Below are 16,047 nucleotides of genomic sequence, written 5' to 3' on the forward strand. Positions count from 1 at the left end.
GTGTTAATAACCCTAAGAATCCGTTAAAAACTTTAGTTTTCCTTAACTAAAAAAAGAGGGCATTTCCGTATTTTTGCATATCAAAAAAATAGCATTTTATAGAATGGACACAACCTCTTTTGCACTTAGACATATTGGCCCAAATTCTGATGAACAAAAAGGCATGTTAAACACAATTGGTGTAACTAGTATTGATCAATTGGTTTCTGAAACAATACCTTCTGGTATTCGTCTAGAAAAGGATTTAAATTTAGATCCAGCCATGAGCGAGCAAGAATATTTAAACCATATTTATAAGCTTTCCCAATTAAACAAAATTTATAAATCTTACATTGGTTTAGGATATCATCCTGCAAATTTACCAGCAGTTATTCAACGTAATATTTTAGAAAACCCTGGTTGGTACACGGCTTATACACCTTATCAAGCAGAAATAGCACAAGGTCGTCTAGAAGCATTACTAAATTTCCAAACAATGGTTATTGATTTAACAGGTATGGAAATTGCCAATGCATCACTTCTTGATGAAAGTACTGCCGCTGCAGAGGCCATGGGATTATTATATGCTGTTAGAGAGAGAGCTCAAAAGAAAGCCGGAATAAATAAGTTTTTTGTTTCAGATTTGGTATTACCACAAACCATTGCATTACTCGAAACTAGAGCCATTCCAATTGGTATTGAATTGGTTATTGGTAATGAAGCAGAATTTAATTTAAGTGAAGAGTTTTTCGGTGCTTTATTACAATATCCAGGTAAAGATGGACAGATTACAGATATAAAGTCATTTATAGAAAAGGCCAATAAGTCTAATATAAAGGTTGCTATAGCGGCTGATATATTAAGTCTTGTAAAACTAGAGGCTCCGGGAAAATTTGGTGCAGACGTTGTTGTTGGTACTACGCAACGCTTTGGAATACCAATGGGTTATGGAGGTCCACATGCGGCTTATTTTGCAACTAAAGAAGCTTACAAACGTGATGTTCCTGGTAGAATAATTGGTGTCACTAAAGACACTAATGGCAATAGAGCCTTGCGAATGGCTTTGCAAACACGTGAGCAACATATTAAAAGAGATAAGGCTACCTCTAATATTTGTACTGCTCAGGTTTTATTAGCTGTAATGGCAGGTATGTATGCCGTTTATCATGGTCCTAAAGGATTAACCTTTATTGCTGATAAAGTAAAAAATTCAACTTCAACTCTAGCCATGTCCTTAAAAAATCTGGGATTAGAGCAAATTAATTCACATTATTTTGACACTCTACAAATAAAAGCTGACCCTGTTAAAGTAAAGTATGAGGCCGAGAAAAAGGAAACGAATTTTTATTATCCAGATAACAATACCGTAACTATTTCAATAAACGAGACTACTACAATAGCAGATTTAAACGAAATAATCTCAATTTTTGAAGAAGTAACAGGAAAAGAGACGGATAAAATTTCAACTATAACAGTTGAAGACACAATTCCTGATTCACTGAAACGTAATTCAGAATTTCTAACATACGATGTATTTAATTCTTATCACTCTGAAACTGAATTAATGCGCTATATCAAAAAGTTAGAGCGCAAGGATTTGGCACTTAATCATTCTATGATTTCATTAGGATCTTGTACAATGAAACTTAATGCAGCATCTGAAATGTTGCCATTAAGTTGGGGTAGTTGGGGCAATATGCATCCATTTGCTCCTTTTAATCAGGCAGCAGGATATCACTTAATGCTTAACTCTTTAGAGAATCAGTTAACAGAAATAACAGGTTTTGCAGCAACATCTTTGCAACCAAACTCTGGTGCCCAAGGAGAATTTGCAGGCCTTATGGTAATTAGAGCATATCATGAATCGCGTGGTGATCATCATAGAAACATATGTTTAATTCCATCATCTGCACATGGTACAAATCCAGCAAGCGCAGTTATGGCTGGCATGAAGGTAGTGGTAACTAAGGCCTCAGAAAATGGCAATATCGATGTTGAGGATTTAAGAGAAAAAGCAGAATTGCATAAAGACAATTTATCTGCGCTTATGGTTACATATCCTTCAACGCATGGCGTATATGAGTCTGCAATCAAAGAAATCACTCAAATCATTCACGATAACGGTGGCCAAGTTTATATGGATGGTGCTAATATGAATGCACAAGTTGGATTAACAAATCCTGGTAATATTGGTGCAGACGTATGTCACTTAAACCTTCATAAGACTTTTGCTATACCGCATGGTGGTGGTGGACCAGGTGTTGGACCAATTTGTGTTGCAAAACAATTAGTACCTTTTCTGCCAGGTAACCCTATAATTAAAACAGGTGGACATCAAGCTATTTCAGCCATTTCGGCAGCTCCATTTGGTTCATCTTTAGCATGTATTATATCTTATGGTTACATTAAAATGTTAGGAGCAAAAGGCTTAAAACAAGCAACTGAGGTAGCAATATTAAATGCTAATTATATTAAAGAACGACTAGAAGGCTACTATGATACACTTTATACTGGTGAAAATGGTAGAGCTGCCCATGAGATGATTATTGATTGTCGCGATTTCAAATCTAAAGGAATTGAAGTTACAGATATAGCGAAACGTCTTATGGATTATGGATTCCATGCACCTACTGTGTCATTCCCAGTAGCTGGCACAATGATGATAGAACCAACCGAAAGTGAAAGCAAAACAGAAATGGATCGTTTCTGTGATGCTATGATTTCCATTAGAAAAGAAATTGATCAGGTCTCGAAGGAGGAACCAAATAATGTATTGAAAAATGCACCTCATACATTAGAAATACTCACTGCTGATGAATGGTTACTACCATACACTAGAGAAATGGCAGCTTTTCCACTAGATTTTGTTAAGGACAACAAATTTTGGCCAACTGTTAGACGTGTTGATGATGCCTATGGTGACAGAAACTTAATATGCAGTTGTGCTCCTATTGAAGATTATATTGAAGCTTAATAATAAGGTTTGAACATCGTAAAAATAGACACCCTGAACTTTTGTTTAAATTAAATATAATTACATTGCGATTTCAGAAAATTTGAAAATAATTAGTTAAGGCATTATGAGCATTAGAATAACAGGAACCGGAAGCTATATACCAAAGAAAATTGAGAAAAATGAAGATTTTCATCAACATGAATTTCTAAATGCAGATGGCTCTTCAATCAATTACCCTAATGAAGTAATTGTTGAAAAGTTTAAGGAAATTACTGGTATTGCAGAACGACGTTATGCTGATGATAACCTGGTGTCTTCAGACCTTGGGTTTCTGGCTGCCCAAAAAGCAATTGATGATGCAGATATTGACCAAGAAGAGATAGACTATATTATTTGTGCCCATAATTTTGGTGATGTAAGAGCGGGTACTGTTCAAAGTGATATTTTGCCATGTTTAGCATCTAGAATAAAGCATCGCTTAAAAATAAAGAACCCAAAGTGTGTTGCATATGATATTCTTTTTGGTTGCCCTGGATGGTTAGAAGGTGTTATACAAGCACAAGCATTCATTAAAGCTGGTATGGCAAAAAAGTGTCTTGTTATAGGAACTGAAACATTGTCTAGGGTGGTTGATAAACATGATAGAGATTCAATGATTTATTCAGATGGTGCTGGTGCAAGTATTGTTGAAGCAACAGATGATGAAGGTGGCATTTTAGCACACGAATCAGCATCATTCACATATGATGAAGCCTATTATTTATTCTTTGGAAATTCTAACAATAAAGCACTATGCCCAGACACGCGTTACATTAAAATGCATGGTCGCAAGATTTATGAATTTGCTTTAACAAATGTTGCCCAAGCAATGAAGGATTGCCTAGATAAAAGTGGCGTGGATATTTCTGACGTTAAAAAAGTAATGATTCATCAAGCCAATGAAAAAATGGATGAGGCAATTATTAAACGTTTTTATAGACTATATAAGGCTCAAACTCCAGATGATATAATGCCAATGAGTATACATAAACTCGGCAATAGTTCAGTAGCCACAGTACCAACACTTTTTGATTTAATTAGAAGTAACAAATTAGATGACCACAAAATAACGAAAGGTGATGTCATCATATTTGCTAGTGTAGGGGCTGGTATGCACATTAATGCTGTTGTATACAAATACTAAATTCATTTTATACATACTGAAAATTCAACATGTACGAAAAAACATTTCCAAACAAACGTTTTAAGCATACACTTCAGTTCTTAAGAAAACATGTTGATACTTCTCAAACTATTCTAGATTTAGGTGTTAAAAATCCTTTTTCTGAAATTATGATTTCTAAGGGCTACAATGTTTCAAATACTTCCGGAGAGGATTTGGATGAAGACCATAGCGCTATCGAAAAATCAGAAGCTGAAGTTGTTACGGCTTTCGAGATATTTGAACATTTACTATCTCCTTATGAAGTTTTAAAATCAATCAATTCCGATAAACTTATAATAAGTGTACCTCTAAGGCTTTGGTTTGCTTCTGCATACAGAAGTAGTACGGATGAAAGAGACAGACACTTTCATGAATTTGAAGATTGGCAACTTGATTGGCTACTTGAAAAAACGGGATGGGTAATTAAAGACAGGGAAAAATGGACAAATCCTGTTAATAAAGTAGGATTAAGACCATTATTAAGGCGGTTTACACCAAGATATTATATTGTATATGCTGAAAGAGTTTAACTTTGAGTTTATATAATTCAGATTTTTGAACTTTTATATCGTCATACCTGCTCATAACGAAGAAGATTTCATTGCTCAAACCCTTGAATCACTTTCAAAACAAACGCATTTGCCTAAAGCATTGATTGTGGTTAATGATAATTCGTCTGATAGCACTGAAAAAATTATAAAATCATACGCAGATAAATTTTCATGGATTAAGTATTTAAATATTCAATCTGGCAATGAACACTTACCCGGTTCTAAAATAGTTAATGCATTTTACAAAGGGCTAGAGCAATTAGATGATAATTACGATGTAATTTGCAAGTTTGACGCTGATCTTATTTTCCCAACCAACTATCTAGAACGACTATCAAAGCTCTTTGACTCCAATTCTAAGTTAGGTATGGCTTCAGGATTTTGTTATATAAATAAAAATAGCAGTTGGGTATTGGAAAATCTAACTAATAAAGATCATATTAGAGGCGCTTTAAAAGCTTATAGAAAAGATTGTTTTTTACAAATTGGGAAATTAAAAGCATCAATGGGTTGGGACACTGTTGATGAGCTTTTGGCCAAATATAATAAGTGGGAAATTTGTACTGATGAATCCTTGCATGTAAAGCACTTAAAACCTACAGGTAAATCCTACAACAAAGCATCTAAATATCTTCAAGGTGAGGCCATGTTTAAATTGCGCTATGGATTTTGGATCACACTAATTTCCGCCTTAAAATTAGCTTATAAAAAAGGTAGCTTTAGACTTTTTTGGCATTACGTTTCTGGTTATTTAAAGGCAAAATCCAATAAGTCATCCTACCTCGTTAATAAAGAAGAAGGTAAGTTCATAAGGGATTTAAGATGGAAAGGTATCTGGGAAAAAATAATTTAGTCAAAAACAAAACCCAAAACATTACCTGTTGAACCATTTGGAAAACTTATGCCCAACAAAGCTGACATTGTAGGTGCGATATCTGGAATAACTGTTTTTTCAAAAGTATGGCCTTTTTTAATGCCTTTACCCATAAACAATAGAGGTACATGTGTATCATAATTCAGTCCACTGCCGTGTGTTGATCCTGTTCTACTATAAGCTATATGCGCAATATCATCCACAACTATAACATCACCCGAACGTTTTTGATTAAAACCATTCTGAAGAAGCACTTCTATACCTGTGCTATAATTGGTGCTATTCATGGTTGTCGCTGTATATACTTTTGCAATATTTGGATAACTTATTTGTTCATCAACTAAGGCTTGTTCAATCTCGTGAATATTCAATCCTAACTCTTTTAACTTTGCTTTGTTAAAGAAAATTTGATTATTACTCACATTTTCAACAATATCTTTAGTTCCATAAGTCGCCTCTAAAAACGCTGTAAACTTTGCTTTTCTATCATTATAGTCCAAATAACCAGCTGGGATTTTAACCGATTGCAAATAGGATGGTACATTTACAGCACCATGATCTGATGTTAAAAAAACGGTATATTCACCATTACCAACTCTTTTATCCAAAAAATCGAATAACCGTTCTAAATCCTTATCTAACCTTAAATAAGTGTCTTCTACTTCTTTAGAGTTAACTCCAAAATTATGACCAACATAGTCAGTACTTGAATAACTTACTGTCAGCACATCAGTAATTTCATCTTCACCTAAATCCTCACCTTCAATTGCCGCAATGGCAAAGTCCGTAGTTAGACTATTTCCGTAAGCTGAATATTTAATAATATCAAACCCTCCGTTTTGATCTTTCAATTTGTCTAATTCATAAGGAAATGTAGCTGTCTCTTTCCCTCTAAAACCACCTTCAAAATCATTTTCATCAGCACCACTCTCTTCATAAGTAGCTATATCATATAGGGTAACCCAATCTTTAAAGTAAGATTCTGCTGCATCAGATTTATTAAATTTCTTAACCCAATTTGGTAAAGTCTCCATGTAAAATGAACTAGTCACCCAAACACCTTCATCAGCTCCATGAAACCAATAGGCTGCATCAGCAGTATGACCAGCCGGTAAAATTGCACCTCTGTCTTTTTGCGCAACTCCAATTGTTTTTCCGCTCATTTGAGTAAACAACCTATTCTCATCCGCAAAACTAGTAGTTAGCATTCTATGTGGTGACATCATACCTGCTGCACTTTGCGTACCAACGGATTCAACAGAATCATCACCTGCACAATACACTACTTTTTTAATTTCTTTATCATACCAATTATTGCTTATTATACCGTGATACTTAGGTGTTGTTCCTGTAAAAACAGAAGCATGTCCAGGGCCTGTATATGTAGGCACATAATTAAAATGGTTGTTTTTGCAATTAAATCCTTCGTTCATCATACGCTTAAAACCACCATTACCAAATTTAGATTCAAATCTTGTTAAATAATCATATCGCATTTGATCTACAACAATACCAACTACTAATTTTGGTCTAGAATCGTTTGCTGAGGTATTGGTATTCTGTGCAGCACATGAACCAAAAACTAATATAAAAACTAATAATGGTAGGATATTTTTCATATTGGAAAAGTCTTTTTTATGTATTTCAAAAATACGGATTTTAGTCTATCTTAATTTAAATTAACATTAATAAACTAATCATTTTTTATACTTTAGCGCTAAGAAATTCTTGCATGAAGTACCTTCATAACATTGGCACTTACTTTATAATGATTAAAGATATGTTTCGCAAACCAACTAAATGGTCTGTGATGAAAACACTTATCCTTAAGGATATAGATGATCTTATCATAAACTCGTTGGGTATTGTAGCTTTTATTTCCTTTTTTGTGGGAGGCGTTGTTGCTATACAAACATCTTTAAACATTAGTAATCCATTAATACCAAAATATTTAGTTGGTTTTGCAACTAGACAATCTATTATCTTAGAGTTTGCGCCAACGTTTATCTCAATAATCATGGCTGGTAAAGTTGGTTCGTTTATTACATCTAGTATAGGTACGATGAGAGTTACAGAACAAATTGATGCACTCGAAGTAATGGGTATAAATGCCATAAATTATTTAGTATTTCCAAAATTTATTGCTCTTACATTATATCCCTTTATAATCTCAATAGCAATGTTTCTTGGTATTGTAGGAGGTTTAGTAGCATGCGTTTATGGAGGTTATGGAACCATGGAAGATTATATTGATGGAGTTCAAAATGATTTTATTCCATTCCATATGACATACGCTTTTCTTAAAACCATGGTTTTTGCATTTATTTTAGCAACCATACCATCGTTTTATGGATACTTTATGAAAGGTGGCGCTCTAGAAGTTGGTAAAGCCAGTACCACATCTTTTGTATGGACAAGTGTGGTTATTATACTGGTAAATTATTTAATAACAAGTTTACTCTTAGGCTAATGATAGAGGTTAATGACTTACATAAATCATTTGGTGATGCTCATATTCTTAAGGGCATAACAACCTCTTTTGAGAAAGGCAAAACAAATCTTATTATAGGACAAAGTGGCTCTGGGAAAACGGTTTTCTTAAAATGTTTACTTGGATTATTTGATTACGAAAAAGGAACTATTTCTTATGACGGTAATATAATAACTCACTTAAGTCCTGACGAAAAAAGAGACCTACGCGCTAAAATAGGCATGGTATTTCAGGGAAGTGCATTGTTTGACTCTATGACAATAGCTGAAAATGTAATGTTTCCACTTCGTATGTTTACAAAACAAAGTATGGATGAAATGGAGGAAAGAGTTGATGTAGTTTTAAATCGTGTTAATCTTCCAAACGCTCATACTAAAATGCCAAGTGAAGCGTCTGGTGGAATGCAAAAACGCGTTGCCATTGCTAGAGCAATTGTAAACAACCCGATGTATCTCTTTTGTGATGAACCAAACTCTGGCTTAGACCCAAAAACTGCTATTGTAATTGACAATTTAATTCAAGAAATTACGGATGAATTTAATATTACAACCGTAATTAATTCACATGATATGAATTCTGTGATGGAAATTGGAGAAAAGATTGTTTTTCTTAAAGATGGATTCAAGGAATGGGAAGGCTCTAAAGAAACCATTTTTAGAACCGACAACAAGGCCGTAACGGACTTTGTCTACTCCTCAGAACTCTTTAAAAAAGTGCGAAAGATGTATATTGAAGAGAATCAATAGGCGTCTTATTTTAATTGCTTAATTACAAGAGTATCTTTTTTCAATTTCACTTTAAGCCACTCTCCAAGCTTTTTAGAATCTTTATCGATAGACTCTGGAGTTGATAATGAATCTATCCATTTGATAGAAAATACAGACAAGGTGTCAATTTTAGAGAAGTTTGTCTTAATCTCTTTAGCATAGGAAATTGCTTCTAATTTCTCATAATTAATCTTTGCCTCACGCACCACTTCCTCAAAAGGGATTTGATCTTTTTCTAATCTCGATAAAATTCTTACTCTATCCTCTAAATACGATATTTTTTGTCCTTGTGAAAGCAAATCTAAAGAGTCTCTCGTTCTAAGTTCCTCCATATATTCCAAATTATTTATAGCTCTATTTTTAACTTGGTTAATGGATAACTTTGTATCCCTCAGTGCATAATAATCTGGATCATTGAATCTTGCTTCTAATAATTTCCTGGTATCTTCAGATATTTCATCAGTTCCAAAAGGAATTAACTCTATAATAGATTCTCCATCTGGATCATAAATTGGATTAGCATTCTTCTTAATATAATTACTATTAGGAAGTGTTTCTAATTCACTTTTAATAAAAGCTTTTGCCGCAATTTCAAATCTACTTTCTTTTAAAACATCTAAAAATGTTAGAGTAGCAGGAATCATAACAACTAATGCAAGTATAGATGCTATTTGTGCGATACGCTTCCTCTTAGCTGAATTAGCATATTTGAGCATTGGAAATCGGAGTACCTTCAAAACAATAAATGTAGCCAATGCAATAAAAATAGTATTGATGGTAAACAAGTACATAGCGCCACCAAAGTAACTCCAATTAGCTTTTGCCAATCCATATCCAGCTGTGCACAATGGTGGCATTAAAGCAGTTGCAATGGCAACACCAAATATTACTGAGGCTATGGTCCCTTTCTTCGTTCTTGCGATTATCAATGCCAAACCACCAAAGAAAGCAATCAATACATCCCGAATATCTGGTTTAGTTCTTCCTAATAATTCTGAAGTGTCTTCACTTAATGGAAAAAACTTGAAAAATAAAAATGCTGTTAACAAACTCAGCCCTATCATTATTGCCAAGTTAATCATGGACTTTCTTAAGGTATCAATATCATTAATGGCTATAGACATGCCTACACCTAAAATGGGTCCCATTAAAGGAGATATTAACATGGCACCGATAACAACTGCTGTTGAATTTGCATTAAGTCCTACAGAGGCAACAAAAATGGAACAAATAAGTATCCATGCTGTAGCTCCTTTAAACGAAATATCTGCCTTTATTGCGCCAATGGTTGCGTCTCTATCTGTATCTTCCCTAAAGTCTAGAAGTTCACTTAAAAAGTTAGAAATACTCGCAAAAAGACCTTTTGCGTCTTGTTTTACCGCTTCTTTTTTATCTTCTACAGCTTTATCCTTTTCTAATTGTTGTTTCTCTTCTTCTTCAGAAAAGTTGAATTTATTTTCTTCCATTAATAATTAACCGTATTCTTCTCCAAAATTAGCTTTTACATTTTGAAGTACTTTTTTAATATCCTGTTCCTTTGCCTTAGGAAAGATAAGTAAAACTTCGTCTTTATCAACAATTATGTAGTCATTTAGTCCGTCAACTACCACAACTTTATCTTTTTTGGAACGGATCATATTACCCTTAGCATCCTCTAAAAGAACTTTAGAATTAACAATAGCATTGGCTCTATCGTCTTTATCTAATTTGTCATAAAGACTTCCCCATGTACCAAGATCATTCCAGTCGAAAGTTGCAGGAATTACATATACGTTGCTACTTTTTTCCATTATGGCATAATCCACAGAAATATTTTCAGCTTTGCCATAATTTTCTCTAATGAAATCATCTTCAAATTCAGTGTTGTAGACATTATAACCACTTTCAAAAAGTTTAAACAAATCAGGTTGATTGGTTCGGAAGGTATTGACCACGGTTTTTACACTCCACATAAAAATACCAGCATTCCAAAGAAAATTACCTTGATCTAAAAAGGTTTTTGCAGTTTCGTAATCTGGTTTTTCTCTAAATTGATCTACTGATTTTATCTCGCTGTTTGATGATTTGTCATACTCTATATAACCATATCCTGTATTAGGAAAAGTTGGTGTAATACCAAGTGTCATTAAAGCATCATTAGCTTCACAGAAATCAAATGCAGTCTTTACGTTATTTGAAAACGCAGCCTCATCTTCAATCCAATGATCACTTGGTGCCACTATCATAACAGCATTCTCGTTTTCCTTCTGTATTTTTAACGAAGCATATAAAATACAAGGTGCTGTATTTCGCATTGAAGGTTCTAATACGACTTGTCGTTTGGTTACACTGGGTAATTGTTCAAACACCAAATCATTATAACGTTCATTGGTAAGAATGAATATATTTTCTTCTGGTATTAGTTTTGCAAGCCTATTAAATGTTTTCTGAATTAGAGTTTCTCCAGTTCCAAGCATATCATGAAACTGTTTCGGAAAATCTTGTGTACTTACGGGCCAAAATCTAGATCCAACTCCTCCTGCCATTAATATGGCGTAATAATTCTTGTTTTTCATTTATTAATTATTTCTACTTCAGCATTAGGATTAAACAAATATAATCTCCCTGTTTTAACCTCAACGCATTCAAAGCGTTTTCTACGTTTATTTCCTTTTTTAAAAACTCTGCCATTATAGAGTTTAAAAGTATTACCCAAAGGTACTTGAAAAACAAAGGTTTTCGGTGGCCCTTCGTCGAATTGCTTTAGTGCTAAGGCGAGTTGCGCATCTGTATCGCTAGATGCTTTTGGGTTTTTAAAATGATTTGCCAATAAAGGCAATAATTTATTTGGAAATATCTCTGGTCTTAAAAAAGGTAACATTAAATGTTGAAAGGTATATTTCCACTCTTTACCATGCGGCCTAATATTTCTGCCAAATTTATTGTAAGCTTCAAAATGAGCTATCTCATGTATTAAGGTAATCAGAAATCGATAAGGATTTAAATTAGAATTAATCGTTATTTGGTGCTTCCCTCTAGGTAATTCTTTATAATCACCATGCTTAGTTTTTCTTTCATTCTTTACCTTAACTACCAAATTATCATTAGCCAAGATAATTTGTACCATGTTGGTAGCATCTTCAGGAATGTAATCGAAAAGTGTTTTTTGCATAGTTACAAAACTAGAAGTAATCTTTTATTTCTAATCTTTAATAACAATCATTTTTGAATTTCTATTAACACTAAGCATATATAAACCAGTTGTCGCTGAGTTTAAATTTATACTGGTTGTATTATTAAACTCATCATAAGTTCTATTGTCAATACTAATTTTTCTTCCTCTTATATCATAAAGTTCAATGGTATCGGATACATTCGTATTAGTTATGAATAATCTTTTATTAAGTGTTGGGTTTGGATAGACTAAATAGTCCTCATCATCAAATTGATCTATATCCAAGAAACCTTCAAAATATGGTACTGCAAATGCAAAAGTATCCTCTGCTACATCCTGACCAATAAATCGTCCAGGTACATCGTCTGCTGGTGGATGAATGCCACCCCAAATCCGACTTAAACTTGTCTGGTCAGAAGCATCCCTATAAGTAGCCCATTGCAATACTACATCTACTGATGGTCCTTCCTCAAATACCAAAAATTCGTTTTTCTTGGCTTCAAACTCACCCAGACCTCCTGGAAAATATTCGCTACCGGTCATCATAGTAAGCAGTTCTGCTGCCGCTCGAGAATATGTAGAATGGCCTGAAACATAGCCTGCAAATGGTGGCGTAACAAATGTTGGTCTCTGGTACGGATACCAATCCGATGCTCTTATCCAGCCTACTCCTGCCTGGTCAACCTCCGTATCATCTATAAAATCGTGGCCTTTCCATGTGTAAAGCTTAATCTCGCCCACATATTGATTTACAAATCCTGCCAAGGGATCGCCTTCTTCTATCACTTCAATATAGCCGTCAATCAATGGTATACCACCTACATCATAATTATCAAGTGTTGAATCTGTACTCTGTCCGCGTTCTGCCATGGATCTTATGGCCGAAATTGGTCTTATATAATCATACCAACCCTTTACACTCCATGCCGCAATTGCCGAATCGTGCATACCTCCTCCAAGAATGAAATATGCTTTTACATCCCACTCCAAGACGTCTAGTATTTCACCTTGACCCTGGAATCGCTTTTCAAAATCTGGATGGTCATTAACATAGTTCAGTATCGTAAACCAATGGCCAGGTGGTGTCTCAGAATCAGGTCCATCAGCCCAGAATTCTGCCAATACCCTACCATAATCACCTCTAGGAACCATATTGGTCTCATAGGGATTACCTGTAAAAGGGTTTATACTGTGGCCAGTACTTGTGCTTCCACCTTCAAAGAAACTATAGAAATTCGGATAGTCGCTATAATCAGTTGGGAAGGTACTGATATCTACATTACCTATGCTATTAGGTGAAATGTCCCACATAACACCATCTGTTGGATCGAGATGGGATTGCCATACCGAAACCATTGAAAAACCCCATTTGTAAGCATCACTCATTTCATTGTCCTCAGTCCAACTAATATATGGTGGATCAGATGGATCATGGAACACATGGTACTGATTGCCATCTCTTTCATAAGTGACCTTATCTTCATCCTTCAAAGCAAAGGAATAAACATTGCCCCATTCCGGACTTAAAAAAGATGGTACATCACCATCAACTGGATTTCCTCCTTGGTCAATGAAGATATCCAATCCTAAGGGTTGCCATCTATTGGGATCATTTATAGGATCATTATCATTTGAGTCTAGCGAATATGGAGCATTCACCGGCTCATAATAGGCATTGTCATAACCGCTTGCCTCTCGTGAACCATCCTGTAAGCCATAATCAATAATAGTCTGTGCTACATAATTACCCAATGCACCGGCATTACCAAACTCATATAACATAGATGTATAAGATGTATCATATCCGAGCTTGTCCATCAAAAGGTTGAAACGTTCCTGAGAGGACAATACTCCAGGAGAATTTTGAAAACGATGTGTCAACAAACGGTACATCGCATAACTAATGGCACGCTTCAGGGACTCCTCCTTGCTTTCTATTAGAACAAATTCTTCTAAGCCACTATTAAATCCATTGACATTATTACCAATAAGATAAGGCTCTGCAACTTCATCATAAATGGCCCAAATATCGTACATAGCTACACTTGTATGGAAAAGGTTTCTGGCATGAACCGTCGGTCTGGCAAAATCGCCCCTTATAGCTTCTAACAAGGCTTCATTCCACAGTCTTGCAATAGAAATATCTTCAGGTAAGTCATCTGTACTTAATTCTACATTTATGGATTCTTGTAGACTCGAACACTGGTCATTGGATTCTATTACTGAAACAAAACCTGAGGCTTCAATGCCCCAACTCACCATTATGGTATCTGTTCCCTGACCGCTTAATATTTCACCTCCAATAACTTGCCACTGAGCAGTTGATCCAATTGCTATATCGTAATTATAGGTCTCAACTCTTAAAAATGAAGAGGTTGTCGGGCCAATAATAGATTGAGGATCCAAATAAGTACACGACCCATCATCTAAGGTGGCATCTGGGTTATAGTTACAGGAAACAGGATCCGTACAACCATAAACCTTCTGACTAGGCTCAATATCCAATACAACATAGCCTTGACCTTCAATAGCCTTTATCTCAATATTGGTCGAAATGTTGTTGTAGGTCTCAACAAGTCCTGATGGCCATTGAATCTCTATAGCTGTAATAGTAGTCGCATCATCCAATCCAAAATGGACAGCTTGTAAACTTTGGCTTAAAAACCCAACTCCCGAGTAATAGCGCTTAAAAGTACCTTCTGATGTTGTTATACTAATCGTCGTACCAATTGCATCACGGTTAGAAACGGTACCTTCAAGATGAATCTTGAACCAATTGGATGCTGCAGTAGCATCGTCAAAATTGAGCAACTTGTTTTCGTAAAACAAAACAGACCCATCTCCGTTTGTTACTATTATATCTAAATCACCATCATTATCATAATCAAAATCGAGTGCTTCAACACTTTCGGTATCTTCATTTAAACCGATTGCCGCAGAAACATCCTCAAAGCCCATCTGGCCTTGAGCATATAAATTTCTATAATAAACATTGAACTCTGGTCCTCTCTGTTCAAAATCATATCCATTCACAATAAAAAGATCCTCATCGCCATCTAAATCAAAATCGGCAAATCTTGCACCCCAAGACCAACCAGTGGCACTAATTCCGTAATTTGATGCGTTTTCTGAATAATTATTCGACCCATTGTTTTCTAACAATGCATTTTCATCTATACCAGTAATGAAGAAATCAAAATCTTGATCTAAATCAAAATCACTTATGGCCAGAGCCATATCATCTATCATATTATCTAATCCATAGGTTGCTGCATCCTCAATAAACGATGCACCTGATTGATTTATATAAACATAATTTGCATCCTCCAAATCATTAGTAACTATGATATCCATCCAACCATCTTGATTAATATCAAATGGAAATGTTGTATAACTATAGTTTGAATCAACTTCTGTTAGGCCTAAATCAGCAGTGACATTTGTGAATGTGCCGTTACCGTTATTTCTGTAAAAGGAATTTGAATCACACCGATTCCAATCACTAAAATAAATGTCTAAATAGCCATCATTATTATAATCAAACCAGGTCGCTCCAGTATTAATACATTCATTAGATGTGTCAAATCCTGAAATTCCAGTAACATTGGCGAAGGTTCCGTTACCAAGATTTCTCCATAATTGAACCTTATAAGAATAAGTTAAAAATAGATCAGGAAAACCATCATTATTATAATCACCCCAAGAAGCACCGAATTTATATCCTTGTTGGGCTAATGTTGCTTGTATATCATCCTCTTCAGTAAGTAATTCTGTTATACCTGCAAATTCTGTAACATCGGTAAATGAACCGTCATTATTATTTCTAAATAAACGGCTAAAACTTGAAGGGTTTTCTGGATTTTCTACAGCATTTGCTACAACAAAAATATCTAGGTCATTATCACCATCATAATCTGCTACTGCAACACCGTTATTTTCTTGTAAAACATCTAAACCAACTGTATTCTCAACTCTATCAAAATTTTGGCTGAATCCAAATTGAGCAAAGAAACATGTAATAATTAAGATTGAAGAAGATAATTTAAGGGGTAATTTTCTCCTCATAACTAC

11 protein-coding genes are annotated in these 16,047 nt (G+C 34.8%); 6 read left to right on the forward strand and 5 right to left on the reverse strand.

What is annotated here, in order from left to right:
- Positions 1 to 103: 103 nt before the first annotated feature.
- The 4 genes from gcvP to ACFWV9_RS14990 all read left to right on the forward strand — a co-directional run bounded on the left by gcvP (position 104) and on the right by ACFWV9_RS14990 (position 5,543).
- The gene (gene gcvP, locus ACFWV9_RS14975) at positions 104 to 2,953 is read left to right on the forward strand and encodes an aminomethyl-transferring glycine dehydrogenase (protein ID WP_411896041.1); all 2,850 of its coding nucleotides are present in this window, start codon (positions 104 to 106) and stop codon (positions 2,951 to 2,953) included.
- Between the two features lie 106 nt (positions 2,954 to 3,059).
- Positions 3,060 to 4,118: a 3-oxoacyl-ACP synthase III family protein gene (locus ACFWV9_RS14980; RefSeq protein ID WP_411896042.1), complete on the forward strand. Its 1,059-nt coding sequence runs from the start codon at positions 3,060 to 3,062 to the stop codon at positions 4,116 to 4,118.
- A gap of 29 nt (positions 4,119 to 4,147) precedes the next feature.
- Complete coding sequence (locus ACFWV9_RS14985) at positions 4,148 to 4,669, forward strand: methyltransferase (RefSeq protein WP_411896043.1); 522 nt, start codon at positions 4,148 to 4,150, stop codon at positions 4,667 to 4,669.
- 25 nt (positions 4,670 to 4,694) lie between these two features.
- Positions 4,695 to 5,543, forward strand: coding sequence for a glycosyltransferase family 2 protein (locus tag ACFWV9_RS14990; protein ID WP_411896044.1), 849 nt, complete (start codon positions 4,695 to 4,697; stop codon positions 5,541 to 5,543).
- On the opposite strand, the gene pafA is transcribed toward ACFWV9_RS14990, so the two are convergent.
- On the reverse strand, positions 5,540 to 7,183 hold the full coding sequence (pafA, locus tag ACFWV9_RS14995; RefSeq protein ID WP_411896045.1) for an alkaline phosphatase PafA: 1,644 nt from the start codon (positions 7,181 to 7,183) through the stop codon (positions 5,540 to 5,542). The genes ACFWV9_RS14990 and pafA overlap by 4 nt on opposite strands.
- 113 nt (positions 7,184 to 7,296) lie before the next feature.
- Here pafA and ACFWV9_RS15000 point away from each other — a divergent pair, with 113 nt between their 5' ends.
- Positions 7,297 to 8,034 carry an MlaE family ABC transporter permease gene (locus ACFWV9_RS15000; protein ID WP_411896046.1) on the forward strand — a complete coding sequence of 246 codons (738 nt, stop codon included), beginning with the start codon at positions 7,297 to 7,299 and terminating at the stop codon, positions 8,032 to 8,034.
- A complete protein-coding gene (locus ACFWV9_RS15005) occupies positions 8,034 to 8,801 on the forward strand; it encodes an ABC transporter ATP-binding protein (protein WP_411896047.1) in 768 nt (255 codons plus the stop codon). The genes ACFWV9_RS15000 and ACFWV9_RS15005 overlap by 1 nt, the downstream gene beginning before the upstream one ends.
- A gap of 5 nt (positions 8,802 to 8,806) precedes the next feature.
- Here ACFWV9_RS15005 and ACFWV9_RS15010 read toward each other — a convergent pair whose 3' ends face one another.
- From ACFWV9_RS15010 to ACFWV9_RS15025, 4 genes are read right to left on the reverse strand one after another with little or no spacing between them, the layout of a single operon-like run.
- Entirely contained in the window at positions 8,807 to 10,288 is a 1,482-nt protein-coding gene (locus ACFWV9_RS15010; RefSeq protein WP_411896048.1) for a DUF389 domain-containing protein, read from the reverse strand.
- A gap of 6 nt (positions 10,289 to 10,294) precedes the next feature.
- Positions 10,295 to 11,377, reverse strand: a complete 1,083-nt coding sequence (locus tag ACFWV9_RS15015; RefSeq protein ID WP_411896049.1) for a mannose-1-phosphate guanylyltransferase — start codon at positions 11,375 to 11,377, stop codon at positions 10,295 to 10,297.
- The gene (locus ACFWV9_RS15020; protein ID WP_411896050.1) at positions 11,374 to 11,973 is read right to left on the reverse strand and encodes a SprT-like domain-containing protein; all 600 of its coding nucleotides are present in this window, start codon (positions 11,971 to 11,973) and stop codon (positions 11,374 to 11,376) included. Before ACFWV9_RS15020 ends, ACFWV9_RS15015 begins: the two co-directional genes overlap by 4 nt.
- Before the next feature lie 30 nt (positions 11,974 to 12,003).
- Positions 12,004 to 16,041, reverse strand: a complete 4,038-nt coding sequence (locus tag ACFWV9_RS15025; protein ID WP_411896051.1) for an FG-GAP-like repeat-containing protein — start codon at positions 16,039 to 16,041, stop codon at positions 12,004 to 12,006.
- Between the last annotated feature and the right edge of the window lie 6 nt (positions 16,042 to 16,047).

Source organism: Winogradskyella sp. A2, from assembly GCF_046762865.1.
In the GTDB taxonomy this organism is placed as follows: Bacteria; Bacteroidota; Bacteroidia; order Flavobacteriales; family Flavobacteriaceae; genus Winogradskyella.

Coding starts and splice junctions, on each gene's coding strand:
- ACFWV9_RS15010 (WP_411896048.1), bottom strand. CDS start 10,288: ATGGAAGAAAATAAATTCAACTTTTCTGAAGAAGAAGAGAAACAACAA.
- pafA (WP_411896045.1), bottom strand. CDS start 7,183: ATGAAAAATATCCTACCATTATTAGTTTTTATATTAGTTTTTGGTTCA.
- gcvP (WP_411896041.1), top strand. CDS start 104: ATGGACACAACCTCTTTTGCACTTAGACATATTGGCCCAAATTCTGAT.
- ACFWV9_RS14985 (WP_411896043.1), top strand. CDS start 4,148: ATGTACGAAAAAACATTTCCAAACAAACGTTTTAAGCATACACTTCAG.
- ACFWV9_RS15025 (WP_411896051.1), bottom strand. CDS start 16,041: ATGAGGAGAAAATTACCCCTTAAATTATCTTCTTCAATCTTAATTATT.
- ACFWV9_RS15005 (WP_411896047.1), top strand. CDS start 8,034: ATGATAGAGGTTAATGACTTACATAAATCATTTGGTGATGCTCATATT.
- ACFWV9_RS14980 (WP_411896042.1), top strand. CDS start 3,060: ATGAGCATTAGAATAACAGGAACCGGAAGCTATATACCAAAGAAAATT.
- ACFWV9_RS15020 (WP_411896050.1), bottom strand. CDS start 11,973: ATGCAAAAAACACTTTTCGATTACATTCCTGAAGATGCTACCAACATG.
- ACFWV9_RS15015 (WP_411896049.1), bottom strand. CDS start 11,377: ATGAAAAACAAGAATTATTACGCCATATTAATGGCAGGAGGAGTTGGA.
- ACFWV9_RS15000 (WP_411896046.1), top strand. CDS start 7,297: ATGAAGTACCTTCATAACATTGGCACTTACTTTATAATGATTAAAGAT.